We start from the raw sequence: 19,535 nt of genomic DNA on the forward strand, positions 1-19,535 counted from the left end.
GACGGACAGCGGTGCTACCCAGTTAAAGTAATTTCTAGAAAACTCTAACTCGTTAATTATCAATGCTTTACACTTACAATCTAGAATCAAAATCACACAGCTTCGCCAGCCCAGGCGACTGCGCTGGATTCCCCGGCACTCCTGGGTCCATGCTTGATGCCTGCCCTTTCTGCCGGAGAGCTCTGCCATGCGCGCCACCATTTCCCTCGATTTCGTCTCCGACGTGGTCTGCCCCTGGTGCGCCATCGGCCTGACCGGTCTGCTGGAGGCCATTCGCCGCGTCGAGTCCGAGGTGGAGGTCGAACTGCACATCAAGCCGTTCGAGCTGAACGCCGACATGGCGGCCGAGGGCGAGGACCTGGTCGAGCACCTGCAGCGCAAGTACGGCGGCAGCATCGAGGAGATCGCCGGCAATCACCAACGCATCCGTGATTTCGGTGCCGAGGTGGGTTTCCACTTCGACCTGCACAAGCGCAACCGCATCTACAACACCTTCAATGCCCACCGCCTGCTGCACTGGGCCAGCGAGCAGCATCGCGGCCTGGCGCTGAAACAGGCCATGCTCCACGCCTATTTCGGCGAGGGTCGCAACATCAGCGATGCCGAGGTGCTGCTGGACCTGGCCACCGCTGTAGGGCTGGACCCGGTACGCACCCGCGAAATCCTCGACAGCGACGCCTACGCCAGCGAAGTGATCGAGGAAGAGGAGTTCTTCACCAGCCATGGCATCCGCGCGGTGCCGGCGGTGATCATCGACGGCCGCCAGCTGATTTCCGGGGCGCAATCGGCGGATTACTACGAGCAGGCGCTGCGGCAGGTGGCCTGCAAGGCCTGAGGTGTATGAGCGGACCTTGTCCGCGAATTGCCGGCATGGCCCGCTTCTACCGGGATATCGCGGATGAGATCCGCTCCTACGGGAGCGGGCGGCGCGCACAAAAAAGCCGGGGACCTGCCCCGGCTTTTTCACACCTGGAAAGCGCTTAGAGCGCCGACCAGCCGTCGGTCTTGCCGCCCAGCGGCTCCGAGTGCTCGGCCAGCAGCTGCTCGTAGCCGCTGATGTTCTCGTGGCTCGGCTCCATCACCGGGTAGGCCAGAACCTGCCAGGGCAGTTTCTCGTCGCCGTCATACTCCGAGTAGGCCACCTTCTGGCCGTTCTGCAGCAGCATGATTGCAAAATCCAGCGCCGCCTGTTCGTCCGGGAAGATCACGGCGAACTCCACTTCGCGCTCGAACGAAAGATCCTCGCCATCCTCTTGCAGGGCCCAGAGGGCGTCGCCGATCTCGTCGTCCGGGAAAAGTTGCTTGTCGCGGGTCATGTCACTGCTCCAATCAAGGGAAAGTACGCCCAGCCGGGCGCATGCCTACAAGGATAAACGGAGTGGCGCGCGCGCGCCCGATTTCTCACTGCATCGCTAACGCTGATATCGACCATCACGCGCGTTCACTTCTGCCCTGCGGCGCCTCGCCGCATCATCGCCCTACGAACCGCGAGGGCCCCTGCCATGAACGACGACGCCCAAGGCCACGAGGCCTACCGCATCACCTACATCACGCTGGACGAGATGAGCCTGCACTTCGAGACCCAGGTGGCTTTCGAGGATGCCGACGGTGAACTGGTGCTGCGCGAAGCGCCGACCCTGCCGGATGAACGCCGCGCACTGCGCGAGTTGATTCGCCAGGCCGCCTGAATACCCGTAACGACGCAGCCCGCTTCCCCCAGGGAAGCGGGCTGTGCGCATTTCAGGCCTGCAGCTGATTGGCGATGGGCAGATTGCGAATGCGCTTGCCGGTCGCCGCCGCCAGGGCATTGGCCAGTGCCGGTGCCAACGGCGGTACACCCGGCTCGCCTACCCCGGTCGGGGCCTCGGCAGAAGGCACTATATGCACTTCGACCGCCGGCATCTCGTTCATCCGCAGGACCTGGAAGTCGTGGAAGTTGGATTGCTCCACCACGCCATCCTTGAGGGTGATGGCGCTGTGCAGCGCCATCGCCAGGCCGAAGCCGATGCCGCCCTCCATCTGTGCGCGGATCACGTCAGGGTTGATCGCCAGGCCGCAATCCACCGCACACACTACGCGATCGACCTTGAAGCTCTTGTCGGCCTTCACCGTGACCTCCACCACCTGGGCGACAAAGCTGCCGAAGGATTCGTGCACGGCGATCCCGCGGCCTCGCTTCTCGCCCTCGGCACCGGCCGCCAGCGGTTGCTTCCAGCCGGCCTTGTCGGCTACCAGGTCGAGCGTGCCGAGGTGGCGCGGATGCTTGTCCAGCAGCGCGCGGCGGTACTCGTAGGGGTCCTTGCCGGCCAGGGTCGCGGCTTCGTCGATCAGGGTTTCCGTCGAGTAGGCCGTGTGCGTATGGCCCACAGAGCGCCACCACTGCGTGGGCACGCCTATGCCTTCGGCCAGGGATTGCTCGACCCGCAGGTTCGGCACCGCATAGGGAAGATCCGCCGCGCCCTCCACGGCGACCTGGTCGATGCCGTCCTTGACCAGCACCTTCTCGAAGGGTGTGCCGACCAGGAACGACTGGCCAACCAGATGCTGCTGCCAGCCCACCAGGTTGCCGTTGGCGTCCAGGGCCAGGCGCGCGGTATGCAGGAAGGCCGGGCGGTAGTAGCCGCCGCGGGTGTCGTCCTCGCGGGTCCAGACCATCTTGATGGGCACCTTGTGGCCCTGCTCGCGCGCGGCCTTGGCGATCGACACCGCTTCCAGCACATAGTCCGATTGCGGATTGGCGCGCCGGCCGAAACTGCCGCCGGCGTACAGCTGGGTGATGGACACCTTCTCCAGCGGGATGCCGAGCAACTGCCCCACCGCCATCTGGTCGCCGGTCTGCCACTGCTCGCCGTTCCAGATCTCGCAGGCGCCGTCAGAGAGCTTGACCACGCAGTTCAGCGGCTCCATCGATGCGTGCGCCAGATAGGGGAAACGGAACTCGGCCTCGATGGTCTTGGCCGGGTTCTCCAGCGCCTTGGCGGCGTCGCCTTCGTTGCGGGCCACCAGACCCGGCTTGCCGGCCAGCTCGTGGTACTTGGCGAATATCTCCTCGCTGCCCAGGCGGAATGCCTTGCTCTCGTCCCATTCGACCTGCAGCGCATCGCGGCCCTGGCGCGCCGCCCAGGTGTTCTTCGCCAGCACGGCCACGCCGGCGAAACGCCGCTCGCTGCCGGGGAACTCGACCACCGCGACCACGCCGGGCACCGCCTTCGCCTTGCTTGCATCGACCTTCTTCGGCACGCCGCCGAAGCGCGGCGGATGCGCCGCCACCGCAACCAGCATGCCCGGCAGGTGCACGTCCTGGGTGAAGTGCGCCTTTCCGTCGGTCTTGTCGGGGGTGTCCTTGCGCGGCAACTGTTGCTGGCCGATGAGGACGAAATCCTTCGGGTCCTTGAGCTTCACCTCGCTCGGCACCGCCTGCTTCGCCGCCGCCTCGGCCAACTGGCCGAAACCGGCCTTGTGCCCGGAGGCCTTGTGCTCGACAACGCCCTGATGAACCTCGATCTGCTCCGCCGGCACCTTCCATTGCTGCGCTGCAGCGGCGACCAGCATGGCGCGCGCAGTGGCACCAGCCTTGCGCATCTGCTCGAAAGAGTTGGCCATGGCGCTGCTGCCACCGGTGCCCTGCAGGGTGCCGAAGGCCAGGTTCGCGTAGCGCTTGGCATCGGCCGGCGCGCCTTCGACGACGACGTGGCTCCAGTCGGCGTCCAGCTCCTCGGCCAGCAACGTGGCCAGGCCGGTGTAGCTGCCCTGCCCCATTTCCACGTGCTTGGCGATGACCGTAACCATGCCGTCGGGGGTGATGCGCACGAATGCGTTCGGCTCGAAGGGCTTGGCAGCCGCTTCCGCCACGCCGAAGCGCCCCAACAGCGGGGCGAAATAGATGCCCAGGGCCAATCCGCCTGCGCCACGCAGGAAATGCCGGCGACTGACGTTGTGAATGCCGCCGGCGCTGTCTTCCGGCTCGCCGAGGGAGGTCTGCAATTCGCTCATTTCGCGCCTCCTCAGGCCAGGCTCTTGGCCGCTTCGTGGATGGCCGCGCGGATGCGCACGTAGGTGGCGCAGCGGCAGATGTTGCCGCTCATGGCGCCATCGATATCGGCATCGCTGGGCGACTTGTTGCTCGCCAGCAGCGCGGTGGCCGACATGACCTGGCCGGACTGGCAGTAGCCGCATTGCACAACGTCCAGCTTGCGCCAGGCCTCCTGCACGGCCTTGCCGGCAGGTTGCTCGGCCACCGCCTCGATGGTGGTTATCTTCTTGCCGGCCACGGACGCCAGCGGCGTCACGCAAGAGCGCGTGGGTTGGCCATCGACATGCACGGTGCAGGCGCCGCACAGCGCCATGCCGCAGCCGTACTTGGTGCCGGTGAGCAGAGCCACGTCGCGCAATGCCCAGAGCAGCGGCATTTCGCCGGGCGCGTCGAATTCGTGGTCCTTGCCGTTGAGGGTTAACTTGATCATCAGGCGTTTCACCTCTGCAGGGTGCTGGATCGAGCGCCAGCGGAGCCGCGGCGCGTGAATGGGTTCAGCCTAGGTCCGGGCCCGGCCGATTGCCGGAAAGATAAGGCGAAAAGGCGCCGAACGGTTTGCCCGGTCCTGCGGCGAATTGCCTGATCCTGTCCGGGCGACTGTAGGAGCGAGCTTGCTCGCGAAAAAGCCGGCTGGGGCTTCGCGAGAAAGTCGCTCCTACGAAGAGCAGACCCGCAGAAACGACGAAGCCACTCCGGGGAGTGGCTTCGTTCGGTGCGGCATCGAGGAATCAGTCGGCGACTTTCATCGCCACTCGCCCACCGCCCGGACAGGTTTCCATGTAGTAGCTGGCGTCACGGTACTGGGCGAAATCGAAGACCTTGTCGACGTTCGGCTTGAGCAACTGGTCGGCCGTCATCTGGTTGATCGCCAGCAGCGCGCGCTGTACCGCTTCGTCGTTGCGGGTCAGGCCGATTTCCGGCTGCCCGGTGAAGTCCAGCACGCAGTGACGATAGAACTGCAGGTGCTTCTTGAAGGCCGCGCAGGCCGGGAAGGCTGCGTCGTTGCCGCCGTTGATGCCGTAGAGGATAAGCTTGCCGCGCTGTGCGGCCACGTCACCCAGCAGCTTCATCTGCGGACCGGCGCACTGGTCGAGGATCACCTCGACGCCCTTGCCCTCGGTGAAGCGCTCGACTTCCAGGACCAGGTCCTGTTCCTCGGTGTAGATGATCTTGTCGGCACCCAGGCTGCGGATGAAGGCACGGGAGTCTTCGTGACTGGTGGTGGCGATCACCTTGGCGCCGAGCGCCTTGGCCAGTTGCACCGACTGCGGCGCCAGGCAATGGCCGGCTTCGGTGATCAGCACAGTCTGCCCGGGCTGCAGCTTGGCCAGCTCGACGAACGCGAAGTAGGCATACAGCAGGCCGGTGTAGTGCACCGACGCCTCGACCGGGCTCAGCACTTCCGGATAACGGGTCAGCGAGGTGCGCGGCATCAGCACGTGATCGCCCCAGGCCGGATACAGGTTCGGCGAGTCGGCTGGGAAGCTGGCCACGGCCATGCCGGGTTCCAGGTCGGTGACATTCTTGCCCACGGCCTCGACGACACCGGCTACTTCATAGCCAATGCCAGCCGGCAGTTTCGCCTGGTCGGGGGCCAGGTTCTGTCGCCAGAGCACGTCGCGCCAGCTGACGCCGAGCGCCTGCGTGCGGATCAGGACTTCGTCCGGCCCCGGTTGCGGAGTCGGAACTTCCTCGAGCTTGAGAACCGAGGCATCACCAAACTGGTGGAAACGGATCATGCGGGACATCACATACCTCGCCTTGTAGTGCTTTATAGCCACGGACTCTATCCGGGCTTTCTTGTGCTTGCTACCTACCGCCATCGATAGTCGACATAAATGCCGATGATTCGGCCGATGGCTGCGCATGTGGGCCGGAACGCAAGACAGCGTCCGAAAAAGGACCAGCACATTGTGGGAAGAATACCGGCAGAAGCGCGTCTTGCTAAGGAAGAATGCGGAAAATGATCAAGGACTTATCTGTCAGACCTTGACGTCAGACGCGTCGCGCTTCACTTTTCCCCCCATCGCCAGGGAGCCTCCATGAACCGCAACGACCTACGCAAGGTTGACCTCAACCTGTTGATCGTCTTCGAAACGCTCATGCACGAGCGCAGCGTGACCCGCGCCGCCGAGAAGCTGTTCCTCGGCCAGCCGGCGATCAGCGCGGCCCTGGCGCGCCTGCGCAGCCTGTTCGACGACCCCCTGTTCGTCCGCACCGGCCGCAGCATGGAGCCGACCGCACGGGCGCAGGAGATCTTCGGTCACCTGTCGCCGGCCCTGGACTCCATCTCCACCGCGCTCAGCCGCGCCGCCGACTTCGATCCTGCCACGAGCAAGGCAGTATTCCGCATCGGCCTCTCGGATGATGTCGAATTCGGCCTGTTGCCCGCCCTGCTGCGCCGGCTGCGCTCCGAAGCCCCCGGCATCGTCCTGGTGGTACGCCGCGCCAACTACCTGCTGATGCCGCAATTGCTGGCTTCCGGCGAGATTTCCGTGGGCGTCAGCTACACCGACGAGCTGCCGGCCAACGCCAAGCGCAAGACCCTGCGTCGCAGCAAATGGCGGGTACTGCGCGCCGACTCGGTGCCCGGCGCCATCACCCTCGACGATTACTGCACCCGGCCGCACGCCATGGTTTCCTACGCTGGCGACCTCGAAGGCTTCGTCGACGAGCAGCTCGCCACCCTCGAACGCAAGCGCCAGGTGGTGCTGGCTGTGCCGCAGTTCAACGGCCTCGGTGCGCTGCTCGCCGGTACCGACCTGATCGCCACCGTGCCCGACTACGCCGCCCTGGCGCTGACCGCTGCCGGCGGCCTGCGCGCCGACGAGCCGCCCTTCACCCCGCGCCCTGCGGAGCTTTCGATGGTCTGGCGCGGCGCCCAGGACAACGATCCGGCCGAGCGCTGGCTGCGTTCGCGCATCAGCATGTTCGTCGGCGATCCCGACAGCCTGAACTGATTCCCTCCCCGACTTGCCCGCGATCAACGCGGGCGCGGACTTTCGAGTTAGAATGACGGGCAGCATGTCATTCGACCGAGGAGTCCGCCCATGCGCTACCCCGAAGATCACAAGGCGCAGACCCGCCAGAAAATCATCGACGAAGCCTCCCGCCGCTTCCGCCGCGAAGGCGTCGAGGCCACAGGGCTGCAGACACTGATGAAGGCTCTGGGCCTGACCCACGGCGGCTTCTATGCGCACTTCAAGTCGAAGGACGAACTGGTCGAGATCGCCTTGCAGGCCGCCGCCGAGCAACTGCGCGAGGTTTCCCGCAAGAGTTTCGAGGGTCCGGACCCGCTGCCGCAGTTCATCGACCGCTACCTCTCCGAGGCGCACCGCGATCACCCGGAAAGCGGCTGCCCTTTCCCCACCCTCAGCGCGGAACTGGGCGCCCGCGGCCAGCCGAGCCCGACCACCGACCAATCGGTGCGCAACCGCCTGGAGATGATCGAGAACGCGCTGCCCGCCGACCATGACCCGGACCAGGCCATCGCCACCCTCTCCGCCCTGGTCGGCGCCCTGGTGCTGTCGCGCAGCGTGGCGGACAAGGCGCTGTCGGAGCGCCTTCTGGAAAGCACCAAGCGCTATCTGAAGCGCGAGCTGCCAGGCAACACCGGCGCATAACCCCTTACGGGTTATTCGTATATGGACTCCTCCCGGTTTGCCAGTGTTTGGCGGGGATTTCGAACCTAGGTACGACTGCGTCCGTATATCCGGCTTCATGGAGCGGTGTGGCAGCTCCCGAGCCCTGATGAAATGCGCGCCTGTATGTCTGATCGCCCTAACGGCTTTGCTTCACGGCAGCAGGGAGCCCGCGGATAACCCAGGTTTCATACAGGCCGGTTCGACCGGTTCGTCATCAATGCCATTCACTGTGCAATCGTGGTGGAGCGTTTCTACAGCGGTGTTGCCGGTAACGCTCAGGCGGGTTGGTAGGTGGTTTCCCGACTGAGCAGGGCCCAGACGATCCGGGCATTCTTGTTGGCCAGGGCAACGGCGACGGCGTTGGCATTGCATCGTTGCAACAGGCCTTGCAGCCAGCGACTGCGAGCATCGGTCTTGTTGGCGCAACAGCGTACGACCGAGCGGGAGCCATGGGTGAACAGGGTGCGCAGGTAGGTATCGCCACGCTTGGTGATCCCGCCCAGGCGCTGCTGCCCGCCCGTGGAGTGTTGCCGTGGCACCAGGCCCAGCCAGGCCGCGAACTGACGCGCCGTGCGGAATTGCCGGGCATCGCCGACCGCTGCCACCACCGCGCTGGCGGTGAGCGGGCCGATGCCTTCCACGGCCAGCAGGCGCTGGATGCGCGCATCCTCGCGCGCACTGCGCTTGATCACTCGCTCCAGTCGCTCGATGCGGGCATCCAGCGCCTGCAACTCCTCTTTCAAGCCGCTCAACAACTCGCCCATCGGCGCCGGCAAGGGCACCGGCTCGGCAGCGGTGACCGTCTCGAGCAGTTCGACCGTCGCCGCGCGCCCGCGTCGGCTGGCGACCAGGCCGAATTCGCCGAGCAAGCCGCGAATTTCGTTGCACAGTGCCGTACGGGCCCGGACCAGACGGCTGCGAATGCGATGCACGGACTGCCCGGCCTGCTGCTGCGCACTCTTCACCGGCACAAAGCGCATGCTCGGACGGCTGGCCGCCTCGCAGATCGCTTCGGCATCGTGGGCATCGTGTTTGTCACCCTTGACGTAAGGTTTGACGAACTGCGGTGCAATCAAGCGGACCTCGTGCCCCAGCCCCTGCAGCTCTCGCGCCCAATAGTGCGCACTGCCGCAGGCCTCCATCGCCACCAGGCAGGGTGCCAGCTGGCGAAAGAAATCCAGCATCTGCGCCCGCTTGAGCTGCCGCCGGCACACCACGCGCTCGTGGCTATCGACGCCGTGCACCTGAAATACCTGCTTTGCCAGATCCAGACCAACGCGACTAATGTTCATGCTGACTCCCCCTCCGGGACTTGTGGCTACACCATCAGTCTGGCGCTTGACGCCGTAGGAGGGAGGAGTCCATTTCATTGCCCTACGAGAAGACGAGCGACACTCGACCCCGTACGGCGAATAACCGCGTAGCGGTTATTCGCCACAAGCCGCAAACGAAAACGCCCCGGCACCGGCCGGGGCGTTTGTCTTTGCGCGGAAGGAATCAGTCGGCTTTCACGCCATAACGCTCCGCCGGCAGGCGCAGCGACAGGTTCGGGCCGAGCTTGTGGCGGGCCTGGGTGAAGGCGTCGAAATCGGTCGCGTCGGGCAGCGCCGGGATGGTCACCACCTCGCCTTGCGCCAGACCGGCAAGCGCCGCGTCGACCATGTGTCCGACCTCCATCAGCATGGCTTCGGGCAGGTTCTCGATACCGGTGCCGGAGCGATCCCATATTTCGGTGCGGGTCGCGCCCGGCAGCACTACCTGCACTCGGATGCCGGCCGGGGACAGCTCCTGGTGCATCGACAGGCTCTGGTTGAGCACGAAGGCCTTGGTGCCGCTGTAGGCGCCGTTGAACATTTCCGGAGCCAGTGCCAGCACCGAGGCGACATTGATGATGGTGCCGCGCCCACGCTCGGTGAACGCCTTGGCCGCTACGCCGGCAAGTCGGGCTACAGCGACGACGTTGAGCTCGATCATGCTTTCCAGCCGGTCCAGGTCGGACTCGACCAAGGTGCCGTTCATGGCCACGCCGGCGTTGTTCAGCAGCAGGCTGATGCTCGCATCCTCGGCCAGGCGAGACTCGACGCGGGCACGGTCTTCGCGGCGGGTCAGGTCCGCCGGCAGCACCGCCACATCGATGCCGTACTCGCCTTGCAGGCGCTCGGCCAAGTCGGCCAGGCGGGCCTGGTCGCGGGCTACCAGCAGCAGGTCATAACCCTGGCTGGCAAGACGCTGCGCGTAGGTTGCGCCGATTCCCGAGGAAGCGCCGGTGATCAGGGCACGGCCGAGCTTGCTGTTGGAACTCATGGTCTTCTCCGTTGCGCCGGCAGGGTCCGGCTGCTGCATGGGTCAGGAAAGGACAGCGGCGCATTTAAATTACGACCGTCATCTCTGTGGCGAATATTATGCTCATAATCTTTTCTGTCAACCGTCGTCGCTGCGCCTTTTTCGACGCCCGACCAGCGGTTTAAGGATTCCCCGGATGACAGCCAGAAGCTCCGCCATACGTGGCTCAGCGGGTTTAGATTGCCCATTCTAGAGCGCCGGGAGGATGCTCGACGGCGACCGTCTCCAGACAAGAACAAGCCCGGAGGCATCGTTCACACCTCTGCCTGTTCACCAGGTCGGGACCGGGTCCCGACGGGAGGTCGCATGCGATTGCGCTGCTTTTTCCTGGGATGCCAATGGAGCGAAGGCGTGCTCGCCCACGTCGGCGGAATGCCGATGATCTACCAACGCTGCAGTCATTGCGGCGCTCAGCGCTACCTGAGCGTGGAAGAACCGGAGGCGGACGTTTCCGACTCCGGTTCCTGAGGAGGGACAGCCAGGCGCCGCCGGGCGGCGGCGCCTGCGTTCTTCAGCGGATGAAGACCTGGCTGTTGGTGATGGCCATGTCACCGCCGGGCAGTTCGATCTTGCCCATGGGTTTGAGGCTATCGGCGTCGAAGATGGCGATATCGTGCAGCGTACCGCTGAGATAGATCTTCTTGCCGGTCTTGTTGAGGTTGATGCAGTAGTACGAGTGGTCGAGGTTGGCCGCGGCCAGCAGCTTCTGCTCCTTGATGTCGTACTTGGTCAGCCGGTTGAGCACGCCGTAGATCAGGTTGGAATCGGTCGGCGAGCGCATGGCGCTGAAGTACACCTCGGTGACCGGACCGAAATCGGTGGTCTCGGTCTTGCCGGTGGCCAGGTTGACGTTGAAGTAGCCGTAGAGGAAATCGGCGGTGGCCGGGTCCTGCTTGGCGTCCTTGAACCGCGCGGTGGTGTACAGCAGGGTGAAGTCACGGCTGTAGGTCTGCTGGTCCCACACGTAGAGCACATCTGGCGGCGCGTAGTTCGGGCGCTTCCAGTTGCGGCTCGGGATCGCCACGTCGAACTTGCCGGTCTTCACGTCGACCTTGTAGATGTCCGGGCCGGCCACGTACAGGGTGCCGTCGTCGCCGGTCTGCATGATGGTCAGCTGGCGCGGGGCCGGGAAGGTACGGATCGGCTTGGCATCCATGCCACCGTCGGCGGCATATACCTGCAGGCGTGGCTGCTGGACTTCGTAATGGTCGCTGAGGATCTTGGTCGGGTTGGCGATCGCGTAGACCTCCTTGCCGTCATGGCTGACGGTCATGGCGAACATCGCCTTCGCGTTCTCACCCGGCTGCTGCGCGATGGTGGCGTGGAACACCGCCTTGCAGTCGTCGAGCTGCACGCCGTAGATGTCGGCGTAGTGGTTGTTGAGGATGTAGGCGATCTTCTTGTCCGGCGACAGCTGGATCACGCCCGGGCCGAAGGCACCGGGGACCTTGCAGGTCTTGAACAGCTTGTCGGACTGCAGGTCGACGACGTGCAGGTTGTCCGGATAGTTGGCGGTGACCATGTACTCATGGCCGGCCTCCAGCGCCTTGCCCTCGTCGGCCGCGTACGCCTGAAGCGCGCCGGCGGCCATGATTCCGCCCAGGACGGCGGTGAATGCTTTTCTGGACATGCAGTTTTTCCTCTTGTTCTTCTGTCCGCTCATTTGTCGTCCGGGAAGACGGTGCCCAGGTTGCGCCAGTCCTCGGCCGAGGCCTGCGCATCCTTGTTCCAGTTCGGGTAGGTGCTCATCATGTCCGGCACCTGGGCTGGCCACCAGCAAGGGTCGGAGCAACCGTAGAGGTCCGCTTCCATCGGCTGGCAGAGGGAAGACACGCCACCGAACACGTCGATTTCCCAGCCCGGGTCGGTGGTCGAGGCGCAGCCTGCGACCGAGTTCATCGCCACCACGTCCTCGATGCGATCCTCGGCGGCCGCCTGTTCCAGCTTCTGTGCTTTGTTGTTGATCGGCTTCAGATGTTTCATGTCAGTGCGCCTTCCGCGGAGTGATGTGGCGGTCGATGAAGCTGGGGTTAGCCGCCATGATCCGGCTGTAGACCTCGATGCCGAAGTCGACCCAATCCCTCATCAGTTCGCAGTAGTGGTAGGTGGGGTGCGCTGGATCGCCGTAGCGCGCGTAGCTCTCGTGGTAGCAGCCGCCGGAGCAGAGGTTGCGGATGCGGCAGCTGGCGCAGCCGGTGTCGGTGCGATCCAGGCGTTGCGAGAGGAAGTCATTGAGCTCGGCCTGCTTCACCCCTTCGTGGACGTTGCCAAAGGTCGGCAGCGACGAACCGGTGAAACGGTGGCAGAGGTTCAGCTCGCCCTTGTGGTCGACCGCCAGCATCTTCAATCCGGCGCCGCACGGCAGGGCCTTCTTCTGCCCTTCGTGGATGTCGGTGATCAGCTGGTGCAGGTTGGAGAAGCCGATGTTACGGCCTTCCAGCGCTTCGGCCAGGTAGCGACGACCCAGGGCCTTCATGTTGGCGAAGACCTCGTGCAGCTCCTCGGTGGTCAGGTTGTAGCTGCTGATATCACCGGAGGTCACCGGGGCGAAGCCGACTTCGGCGAAGCCCATCTCGTTGAACAGGTGATTCCAGATCGTCTCGACGTCGGTGACGCCGGTGGTCAGGGTCACCCGCGCGCCGACCGGGCGGCTGTTGTAGCGCGACAGCAGCATGTCGGCCTTGCGCCGCACCACGTCATAGGTGCCCTGCCCGCCCACGGTGATGCGGTTGCGGTCGTGCACGGTCTTCGGCCCGTCGATGCTGACGGACAGACCGAAGCGATGCGCGTTGAGGTAGTCGATGATCTCCTCGGTGAGCAGGGTCGCGTTGGTGGTCATGACGAACTCCACCTGCTTGCCCAGCTCGCCGAAGCGGCGCTCGCAGTAATCCACCATGTGCTCGATCAGCGGGCGGTTGGACAGCGGCTCGCCACCGAAGAACACCACGGTGTAGCGCTTCTCGTCGGGCGATTCCTTGAGCAGCATCTCCACCGAGGCCTCCGCGGTTTCCGCGCCCATCTTCTTGCCGGCCGAAGGCTTGTCCAGGTCTTCCTTGTAGCAGTAGGTGCAGCTGAGGTTGCAGCCGGTGTTGACGTTCAGCACCACGGTGTTGAGCGCCGTGCGATCGACCTTCTTCAGGGCGATCTCAGGCGTCAGCGGCGAGCCGTCGCTGACCAGCTCCAGCGCGATCAGCTCGCGCAGGGTCTCGTCGATCTCGTTGGCCTCGAAGCGCCCGGCCAGGCGCTGGGTCAGCTCTTCCGGCGAGCAGGCGTGCCCGCGCAGGGCATCGATGATCCCGCCGGTCAACTCGTCACTGGCGAACAGCGAGGAGCTGGGGATGTGGAACAACAGGCGGTCGGCGTCCACCTGCACTTCATGCAGGTTGCGTTCGACCAGATTCAAGATGGCGCCCATGGCGACCTCCCGGAACTTGCTTGGTACGCCCCGCCCGGCGGGCGGGGGTTCATGCGTTCAGTTCATCCCACCCCGGATCATGGGATGGGCGGGTTGTTCCAGCGCTGCACGGTGACGTACATGTGGCCTTCGCCCTTGTGCGTCTGACCGGCGTCGTCCACCGCAGCCACCACCTTCAGGTTGCCGGCGTTGTTGGTCATCATCTTGCGTTGGGGGTTGGGACCGGCATCGCCCGGGGTGAAGACCCCGCTGTCGGCATCCATCACGCCGGCGAACTTGACGTCGCCGTCTTCCTTGGCGCGGTCGTCGAAGGGCTCGACGCTCCACTTGGCGGGGAACACGCCGATGCGGAACGGCTTGCCGTCGGCACCCTTGCCCCAGGCCTCGGCGTCGAAGGCGCCCTGCACTTTCGGGGTCGAGCCGCCGTTGCCGCCGATACGCGCCACCAGCAGTTCGGGGACGACCTTCACTTCGGCGACGTCCTTGTAGACGGCGAAGCTGCCGCCCTTGGCGGTGCCGACGCTGACCTCGTGCGCACCAACCGCGGAAGCATCGGCCTTGACCTTCACGGTCACGCGCTCAGGGGTTTCGGAAACCACCGATACCACCTGCACGCCCTTGCCGAACGACGGCTTGCCTTTCAGGCCGCTGCCGATCACCGCGACTTCGGCTTCCTCGCCTGCCTTCAGGTAGGCCGGCTGCACGCCCAGGACTTGGCTGGTGCCTTCCTTCGCCGCGACGAAGTCGATGCCGCGCTCATCGTGCGCCTTGTCGAACATGCGGCCTTGCATCTGGCCTTTCATGGCCGCGAACACCTGGCGCATGGTCACGTCGCCGATCTTCACGTTGCCGCGCCATTCGTAGCCGTTGTACAGCAGCGCGCTGCCTTCACCGTCGAAAGCGCTGCCGTCGGCGTACTTGCCTTTGACGCTGACCTTGAACTGGTCGTCGCCGCTGCTGGCCACGGTCATCACGCCGGAAACGTCGCCTTTACCCGGCATGTGCCCGGCGAAGCTCCAGGCGCCGTCCAGGGTCTTGGCGTCCGGACGATGTTTTTCCCAGTCGGTCCAGGCCTTGCTCTCCAGCGGATAGCGCTTGGCCAGTTCCGGGACCATCTCCTTCTTCGCCAGGTCGAACCAGTCGCGGTCGCGCGACAGGGCCTGGTATTCCAGCGACGGCCAGTGGCCGAGGTGGAAGTTCACGAGTTTTTCCCATTCCGCCGCCGGGCGGCGCTGCAGGGCGATGCGCGCGCCGGAGTGGCAACGGGCACACATCTGCTCGAACTGGGTATCGAATTTCTCGACGGTATTGAGCCGACGTTCCATCGCGTAGCGCACGCCGTCGGTCTCGCTGGGCGCCAGGCCCTGCTTGTCGGCGAGGTACTTGACCACTTCGCGGCGCTCGTCGTCACTGATCTGCAAGCCGTGCATCAGCTGCATCCGCGCGATGGTCGCCAGCCAGCCTTCCGGCGTCTTGCGCTGGTGGCTGATGCGACTCAGGGAATTGTTGCCGTCCGGCGTGTGGCACGCCATGCACTTCGCGTTGACGATGGTCTGGCCATCGGCGGCTTGGGCTGGTTGCTGGATGGCCCAGGCCATTGCGGCCTGGGTTCCGGCGCCCAGGTAGTGCCGAAGTCGTGTCATCTTCAAGATCAGGCCTCCTCGGTATTCTTCTTTTTGAAATTGTTCTGCGCCCACCGATGGGCGAACAGCGGGTTCCGTCGTGCTCCCAAGCTGTTTAGCAGGTTGTGTGCCACTCCACCGAAAGCCCCGCCGCATCAGGCTTGCGGCTTGTAGATGGGGAATCGGACAGGCGGCACCGGCGTCTAATTTCGCGATAGCTGTCTAACTCTGAGACAGCCCTGCGACAGCCGCCTCGGACGAAGTATGGTCGGCCCTTCGCAAAACGCCGCCCGGCGGAAGCAACAGCGCGCCGCCGAGCATCAGCAGCAACCCGAGCCAGACGCACGAGAGCAACGGATAGCGGCGGATCACCACCAGGCTCTCATTGTCGTTATCGCCCTTGCGCAGCAGGCTGGTGGAAGCTGGCACCCAGACCTGCAGGTCGCGGCTCCAGCCGCGGATGATGAACGGGTGCAACACATAGCCACGATCCGAAGCGAAGCGCGCGTAGTGATAGTCGAGAATCTCACAGAGCTGGCGCACTGGCCCCTGATAGGCAGGCGGCCGGCCACGGCCGTCCTGGAACAGCGCGTGCCCGGCTAGCACCCGCCCGCCGTCGCGTAGTTCGACGCGCGCCAGCGCGTGATAGCCCGAGTAGTTCTCCTCGACCTGGTCCGGCAGCACACGCACCTGCATGTCATCGGCCACCGGCAGCCATTGCTCGACAGAAGCGCCGGCAGGGATGACTACCTGCCGATAGGAGTTGAGCGCCGTCGCCGTCAGCCCGCCCACCAGCGCCAGCACCGCCCCGCCATGCACCAGCGCCAGGCCGCCGCTGTAGCGCAGGTTGCCCAGGCGCCGGCTGCGCCAAAGGCTGACGACGCACCACAGCAGGCACGAGCCCATCAGGAAGAAGCCGCCGAGCACCGCGGCGTCCAGCCAGGGCAGGACCTCCACCACGTTCTGCGACAGCATGCCCTCGCCGCTGTAATCGGCGTTCAGCCAGCCGCCATGCCAGGCGATGAAGCCCATGCACGCCGCCATCAGCACGGTGGCGAGCAAGCCGATACGCGGCCGCCCGCAGCGTCGCAGGAAGCTGTAGCCGCCGATCAGCCCGAGCAGCGAGAGCAGCGGCAGCAGCCAGCGGATCAGGCCGTAGCCATCCACGTCCCATTGGTTGTAGGCACTGCGCAGGCTGTTGATCTCATCGGTGGTCGCCCAGTGCAGCAGCATCTCGAAGTACGGCTTGAGCGTCGTCGGACGCGGCAGGCCCAGCCACTCGTAGATGTGCGCCTGAACCAGCGCGCCAATGGCGAAGAGCGCGCTGCCGGCGAACAGGTAGATGGCCACGTCGAGCGTCCAGTCCGCCGCCGAGCGCCGTGTTCCGGCCTGGCGTGCACGGCGCCCGGAGATCAGCTGCCAGGCGGCGAACATCAAGAGCAGCGCCGCCAGTAGCAGATGGCTCAACCAAGACGTGGTGCCGATATAACGGTGGGAACTCACCAGTACGGTGCTGCGCGTAACCGTCATGGCGACGCAGGCCATGGCCGCCGCGAGCAGGCTCAGCATCGGCAGCAGCCTCCGGTGGCGCCCATCCGGCCGCCAGCGGCGCACGCCGTGCAGCACCGCACCGAGCAGCGCCCAGATGACGAACGCCGAAGTCTGCACCGGGTCCCAGTGCCACAACTGGCCGAAGGTGAAGTCCTCCATCGCCCAGACCATGCCCGCGCCTATGCCGGCGCTGAGCAGCAGCCAGGCGCGCCGGCTATAGACAGCAGCTACGCCAGCGTACGCAGGATCGCCCTTGCGCAAGGCCCCCAGCGCGGCCCCGGCCGGTGCCAGGGCCCAGGCGTAGGCGCAGAGGATCAGCGGCGCATGGAAGCTCATCCAGATCATCTGCAGGTGCGCGTTCATGCCCTGGCTTGGCTGGCTCGCGAGCCAGGCCTCGGGCGTCGCGCTGAACGGGCCGAGCCAGGCTGCCGTTGCCGTGTACCAGGCGGCGATCAGGGCGTTGCCGCGCCCAGCCCAGCCAGCCAGGCGCTCGCTGGCGAGCGTGGTGGTCATGCAGAAGGTCGCCAGCAGCAGGATGGTGCCTTCGTCGCCGCCCCAGAGGTTCGACAACTTGAGATAGCCCGGCAGCGCGGCACTGCTGTAGAGCCACGCATAACGCAGCTGGAAATGGTCGGCCAGCAGGTGCAGAGCCAGCGCCACGCAGGCGCCATAGAGGCCGCCCACCGCGATCCTCCAGCAGTTGCCGCGCCATTGCGCACGCTGCGCACCGGCCGCTATCAGCGCAGCCAACCCCCAGAGCAAGGCGTTACCCAGTTGAGGCAGCAGCCAGAGCAAGGCGCAGCACGACGCGGCAGCGGCCCAGCCCACGGCTGGCCAACGGCGTTGCGCAACAGGCGATACGGTTCTTTCCATGGCGCGACCTCGGCAGTCCTTATCGTTATAGCCACCGGCGCGGCGGTGGAAGGTCGCTCTTACAGGTTGCGTGCCAAAGACGGAAATCCTCGACCGCTCAGCAACTTGTCAAAAGCCAGCAAGGCGGCGGCCGGCCTGGTCGCGTTGCAAATCGAGACAGTCGCAAGCGCGCTGAGACAGCACACCGGGATGGCAAGTGGACAGCTCCCCATCGGCGGTTATGCTTGATCAATACCCGACTGAATTGATCGGTTATGAAGCCCGCCCGCATTCCCGCTTCGCGCAGTCCGAATCCCGACGAGTCGGCCCCAGGGCCCGAGCACGGCCAGGGCAGTGAAGAACCTCCGGCCCATCAGCAGAACAAGACGGAGAAGAACATGGCGCAGACATTCAGCCCCACCGCGGGCAAGGCCCCCACACCGGGCGTAACGGCAGAGGAGCGCAAGGTCATCTTCGCCTCCTCCCTCGGTACGGTCTTCGAGTGGTACGACTTCTACCTCTACGGCTCGCTGGCGGCGATCATCGCCAAGCACTTCTTCGCCGGCGTCAACGAAACGACCGCCTTCATCTTCGCCCTCCTCGCCTTCGCCGCCGGCTTCGCGGTGCGCCCCTTCGGCGCCATCGTCTTCGGCCGCCTCGGCGACATGGTCGGGCGCAAGTACACCTTCCTCATCACCATCGTGATCATGGGCCTGTCCACCGCCATCGTCGGGATGCTGCCCAGCTACGCCAGCAGTGGCGTGGCGGCGCCGATCATCCTGATCAGCTTGCGCCTGCTACAGGGCCTGGCGCTGGGCGGCGAATACGGCGGCGCGGCCACCTATGTCGCCGAACACGCCCCGCAGAAAAAGCGCGGCCAGTTCACCGCGTGGATCCAGACCACCGCGACCCTGGGCCTGTTCCTCTCGCTGCTGGTGATCATGGCCTGCCGTTCGGCGATGGGCAGCGAAGCCTTCGAAGCCTGGGGCTGGCGCATTCCCTTCCTGATCTCGATCCTGCTGCTGATCGTCTCGGTGTACATCCGCCTGCAGCTCAACGAATCGCCCGTGTTCCTGCGCATCAAGGCCGAAGGCAAGGACTCCAAGGCGCCGCTGACCGAATCCTTCGCCCGCTGGGACAACCTGAAGATCGTCCTCCTGGCGCTGTTCGGCGGCACCGCCGGGCAGGCGGTGGTCTGGTACACCGGGCAGTTCTACGCGTTGTTCTTCCTGCTGCAGATCCTCAAGATCGACCCGCAGACGGCGAACTTCCTCATCGCCGGCTCGCTGCTGCTCGGCACGCCCTTCTTCATTTTCTTCGGCAGCCTCTCCGACCGCATCGGCCGCAAGAAAATTATCATGGCCGGCTGCGTGATCGCGGCGGCCACCTACTTCCCGATCTTCCATGCGCTGACCCAGTACGGTAACCCGGATGTCTTCGTCGCCCAGGCGAAGAGCCCTGTCACCGTCGTGGCTGACCCGACGCAGTGCTCCTTCCAGTTCGACCCGGTGGGCAAGGCGCGCTTCACCAGCTCCTGCGACATCGCCAAGAGCCTGTTGGCGAAGAAGGCCATCCCCTACGAGAACATCAAGGCCGAACCCGGCGCCGTCGCCCAGGTGCATGTGGGCGACAAGGTGATTCCGGTGTTCGAGGGCAGCGGCCTGGCCGCGGCGGACTTCAAGGCGCAGAGCGAGGCCTTCACCGGCCAGCTCGGCGGTGCGCTCAAGGAAGCGGGTTATCCGGAGAAAGCTGACCCGGCGAAGATCAACCACCTGGCTGTGCTCCTGCTGCTGACCGTGCTCGTGATCTACGTGACCATGGTCTACGGCCCCATCGCCGCCTGGCTGGTGGAACTGTTCCCGGCACGCATCCGCTACACCTCCATGTCGCTGCCCTACCACATCGGCAACGGCTGGTTCGGCGGCTTCCTGCCGACCGTGGCCTTCGCGATGGTCGCCGCCACCGGCAACATCTATTACGGGCTCTGGTATCCGATCGTGGTCGCCTTGATGACGGCGGTGATCGGCACCCTGTTCCTGCCCGAAACCAAGGACCGCGAAATCCACCACGCCTGA

17 protein-coding genes are annotated in these 19,535 nt (G+C 65.1%); 6 read left to right on the forward strand and 11 right to left on the reverse strand.

What is annotated here, in order from left to right; translation table 11 throughout:
• Nucleotides 1-187 precede the first annotated feature (187 nt).
• The gene (locus PKB_RS14255) at nucleotides 188-835 is read left to right on the forward strand and encodes a DsbA family oxidoreductase (protein ID WP_043252722.1); all 648 of its coding nucleotides are present in this window, start codon (nucleotides 188-190) and stop codon (nucleotides 833-835) included.
• Between the two features lie 145 nt (nucleotides 836-980).
• Here PKB_RS14255 and PKB_RS14260 read toward each other — a convergent pair whose 3' ends face one another.
• Nucleotides 981-1,316: a ribonuclease E inhibitor RraB gene (locus PKB_RS14260; protein ID WP_043252724.1), complete on the reverse strand. Its 336-nt coding sequence runs from the start codon at nucleotides 1,314-1,316 to the stop codon at nucleotides 981-983.
• A 186-nt stretch (nucleotides 1,317-1,502) separates the two neighbouring features.
• Here PKB_RS14260 and ptrC point away from each other — a divergent pair, with 186 nt between their 5' ends.
• Nucleotides 1,503-1,688, forward strand: a complete 186-nt coding sequence (ptrC, locus tag PKB_RS14265) for a type III secretion system co-regulatory protein PtrC (RefSeq protein ID WP_043252726.1) — start codon at nucleotides 1,503-1,505, stop codon at nucleotides 1,686-1,688.
• A gap of 52 nt (nucleotides 1,689-1,740) precedes the next feature.
• On the opposite strand, the gene PKB_RS14270 is transcribed toward ptrC, so the two are convergent.
• From PKB_RS14270 to PKB_RS14280, 3 genes are all read right to left on the reverse strand, one after another.
• A complete protein-coding gene (locus tag PKB_RS14270; RefSeq protein ID WP_043252728.1) occupies nucleotides 1,741-3,993 on the reverse strand; it encodes a xanthine dehydrogenase family protein molybdopterin-binding subunit in 2,253 nt (750 codons plus the stop codon).
• An 11-nt stretch (nucleotides 3,994-4,004) separates the two neighbouring features.
• Nucleotides 4,005-4,463, reverse strand: a complete 459-nt coding sequence (locus PKB_RS14275) for a (2Fe-2S)-binding protein (protein ID WP_043252731.1) — start codon at nucleotides 4,461-4,463, stop codon at nucleotides 4,005-4,007.
• A 298-nt stretch (nucleotides 4,464-4,761) separates the two neighbouring features.
• Nucleotides 4,762-5,781 (reverse strand): zinc-dependent alcohol dehydrogenase family protein, encoded by a 1,020-nt coding sequence (locus tag PKB_RS14280; RefSeq protein WP_043252733.1) that lies wholly within the window; start codon nucleotides 5,779-5,781, stop codon nucleotides 4,762-4,764.
• A 294-nt stretch (nucleotides 5,782-6,075) separates the two neighbouring features.
• Between PKB_RS14280 and PKB_RS14285 the strand changes: the two genes are divergently transcribed.
• Complete coding sequence (locus tag PKB_RS14285) at nucleotides 6,076-6,993, forward strand: LysR family transcriptional regulator (protein ID WP_043252735.1); 918 nt, start codon at nucleotides 6,076-6,078, stop codon at nucleotides 6,991-6,993.
• 90 nt (nucleotides 6,994-7,083) lie between these two features.
• Nucleotides 7,084-7,656 (forward strand): TetR/AcrR family transcriptional regulator, encoded by a 573-nt coding sequence (locus PKB_RS14290; RefSeq protein ID WP_043252737.1) that lies wholly within the window; start codon nucleotides 7,084-7,086, stop codon nucleotides 7,654-7,656.
• 296 nt (nucleotides 7,657-7,952) lie between these two features.
• Here PKB_RS14290 and PKB_RS14295 read toward each other — a convergent pair whose 3' ends face one another.
• Together PKB_RS14295 and PKB_RS14300 are read right to left on the reverse strand one after the other, a co-directional pair.
• Nucleotides 7,953-8,969: an IS110 family RNA-guided transposase gene (locus PKB_RS14295; protein WP_043249792.1), complete on the reverse strand. Its 1,017-nt coding sequence runs from the start codon at nucleotides 8,967-8,969 to the stop codon at nucleotides 7,953-7,955.
• A gap of 205 nt (nucleotides 8,970-9,174) precedes the next feature.
• Entirely contained in the window at nucleotides 9,175-9,981 is an 807-nt protein-coding gene (locus PKB_RS14300) for an SDR family NAD(P)-dependent oxidoreductase (RefSeq protein ID WP_043252739.1), read from the reverse strand.
• Nucleotides 9,982-10,326: 345 nt separating this feature from the next.
• Here PKB_RS14300 and PKB_RS30345 point away from each other — a divergent pair, with 345 nt between their 5' ends.
• Nucleotides 10,327-10,488: a PSPA7_2676 family Cys-rich small protein gene (locus PKB_RS30345; RefSeq protein WP_277914522.1), complete on the forward strand. Its 162-nt coding sequence runs from the start codon at nucleotides 10,327-10,329 to the stop codon at nucleotides 10,486-10,488.
• A 43-nt stretch (nucleotides 10,489-10,531) separates the two neighbouring features.
• On the opposite strand, the gene peaD is transcribed toward PKB_RS30345, so the two are convergent.
• The 5 genes from peaD to ccsA all read right to left on the reverse strand — a co-directional run bounded on the left by peaD (nucleotide 10,532) and on the right by ccsA (nucleotide 17,481).
• On the reverse strand, nucleotides 10,532-11,611 hold the full coding sequence (gene peaD / locus PKB_RS14305) for a quinohemoprotein amine dehydrogenase subunit beta (protein ID WP_408004243.1): 1,080 nt from the start codon (nucleotides 11,609-11,611) through the stop codon (nucleotides 10,532-10,534).
• 68 nt (nucleotides 11,612-11,679) lie between these two features.
• Nucleotides 11,680-12,003 carry a quinohemoprotein amine dehydrogenase subunit gamma gene (qhpC, locus tag PKB_RS14310; RefSeq protein WP_043252743.1) on the reverse strand — a complete coding sequence of 108 codons (324 nt, stop codon included), beginning with the start codon at nucleotides 12,001-12,003 and terminating at the stop codon, nucleotides 11,680-11,682.
• Nucleotide 12,004: 1 nt separating this feature from the next.
• Complete coding sequence (gene peaB / locus PKB_RS14315; protein WP_043252745.1) at nucleotides 12,005-13,435, reverse strand: quinohemoprotein amine dehydrogenase maturation protein; 1,431 nt, start codon at nucleotides 13,433-13,435, stop codon at nucleotides 12,005-12,007.
• A gap of 77 nt (nucleotides 13,436-13,512) precedes the next feature.
• Nucleotides 13,513-15,078, reverse strand: a complete 1,566-nt coding sequence (peaA, locus tag PKB_RS14320) for a quinohemoprotein amine dehydrogenase subunit alpha (RefSeq protein WP_043257336.1) — start codon at nucleotides 15,076-15,078, stop codon at nucleotides 13,513-13,515.
• 201 nt (nucleotides 15,079-15,279) lie between these two features.
• Nucleotides 15,280-17,481, reverse strand: a complete 2,202-nt coding sequence (gene ccsA / locus PKB_RS14325) for a cytochrome c biogenesis protein CcsA (RefSeq protein ID WP_052355287.1) — start codon at nucleotides 17,479-17,481, stop codon at nucleotides 15,280-15,282.
• A 377-nt stretch (nucleotides 17,482-17,858) separates the two neighbouring features.
• Here ccsA and PKB_RS14330 point away from each other — a divergent pair, with 377 nt between their 5' ends.
• The gene (locus tag PKB_RS14330) at nucleotides 17,859-19,535 is read left to right on the forward strand and encodes an MFS transporter (RefSeq protein ID WP_043252749.1); all 1,677 of its coding nucleotides are present in this window, start codon (nucleotides 17,859-17,861) and stop codon (nucleotides 19,533-19,535) included.

The organism is Pseudomonas knackmussii B13 (genome assembly GCF_000689415.1).
Classification (GTDB): Bacteria; Pseudomonadota; Gammaproteobacteria; order Pseudomonadales; family Pseudomonadaceae; genus Pseudomonas; species Pseudomonas knackmussii.

Excerpts from the sequence above, each read along its gene's own strand:
- PKB_RS14290 (WP_043252737.1), top strand. The coding sequence starts at position 7,084 with ATGCGCTACCCCGAAGATCACAAGGCGCAGACCCGCCAGAAAATCATC.
- PKB_RS14330 (WP_043252749.1), top strand. The coding sequence starts at position 17,859 with ATGGCGCAGACATTCAGCCCCACCGCGGGCAAGGCCCCCACACCGGGC.
- ptrC (WP_043252726.1), top strand. The coding sequence starts at position 1,503 with ATGAACGACGACGCCCAAGGCCACGAGGCCTACCGCATCACCTACATC.
- qhpC (WP_043252743.1), bottom strand. The coding sequence starts at position 12,003 with ATGAAACATCTGAAGCCGATCAACAACAAAGCACAGAAGCTGGAACAG.
- PKB_RS14275 (WP_043252731.1), bottom strand. The coding sequence starts at position 4,463 with ATGATCAAGTTAACCCTCAACGGCAAGGACCACGAATTCGACGCGCCC.
- PKB_RS14295 (WP_043249792.1), bottom strand. The coding sequence starts at position 8,969 with ATGAACATTAGTCGCGTTGGTCTGGATCTGGCAAAGCAGGTATTTCAG.
- PKB_RS30345 (WP_277914522.1), top strand. The coding sequence starts at position 10,327 with ATGCGATTGCGCTGCTTTTTCCTGGGATGCCAATGGAGCGAAGGCGTG.
- PKB_RS14255 (WP_043252722.1), top strand. The coding sequence starts at position 188 with ATGCGCGCCACCATTTCCCTCGATTTCGTCTCCGACGTGGTCTGCCCC.
- peaA (WP_043257336.1), bottom strand. The coding sequence starts at position 15,078 with ATGACACGACTTCGGCACTACCTGGGCGCCGGAACCCAGGCCGCAATG.
- ccsA (WP_052355287.1), bottom strand. The coding sequence starts at position 17,481 with ATGGAAAGAACCGTATCGCCTGTTGCGCAACGCCGTTGGCCAGCCGTG.
- PKB_RS14280 (WP_043252733.1), bottom strand. The coding sequence starts at position 5,781 with ATGTCCCGCATGATCCGTTTCCACCAGTTTGGTGATGCCTCGGTTCTC.
- peaD (WP_408004243.1), bottom strand. The coding sequence starts at position 11,611 with ATGGCCGCCGGCGCGCTTCAGGCGTACGCGGCCGACGAGGGCAAGGCG.
- PKB_RS14285 (WP_043252735.1), top strand. The coding sequence starts at position 6,076 with ATGAACCGCAACGACCTACGCAAGGTTGACCTCAACCTGTTGATCGTC.
- PKB_RS14260 (WP_043252724.1), bottom strand. The coding sequence starts at position 1,316 with ATGACCCGCGACAAGCAACTTTTCCCGGACGACGAGATCGGCGACGCC.
- peaB (WP_043252745.1), bottom strand. The coding sequence starts at position 13,435 with ATGGGCGCCATCTTGAATCTGGTCGAACGCAACCTGCATGAAGTGCAG.
- PKB_RS14300 (WP_043252739.1), bottom strand. The coding sequence starts at position 9,981 with ATGAGTTCCAACAGCAAGCTCGGCCGTGCCCTGATCACCGGCGCTTCC.
- PKB_RS14270 (WP_043252728.1), bottom strand. The coding sequence starts at position 3,993 with ATGAGCGAATTGCAGACCTCCCTCGGCGAGCCGGAAGACAGCGCCGGC.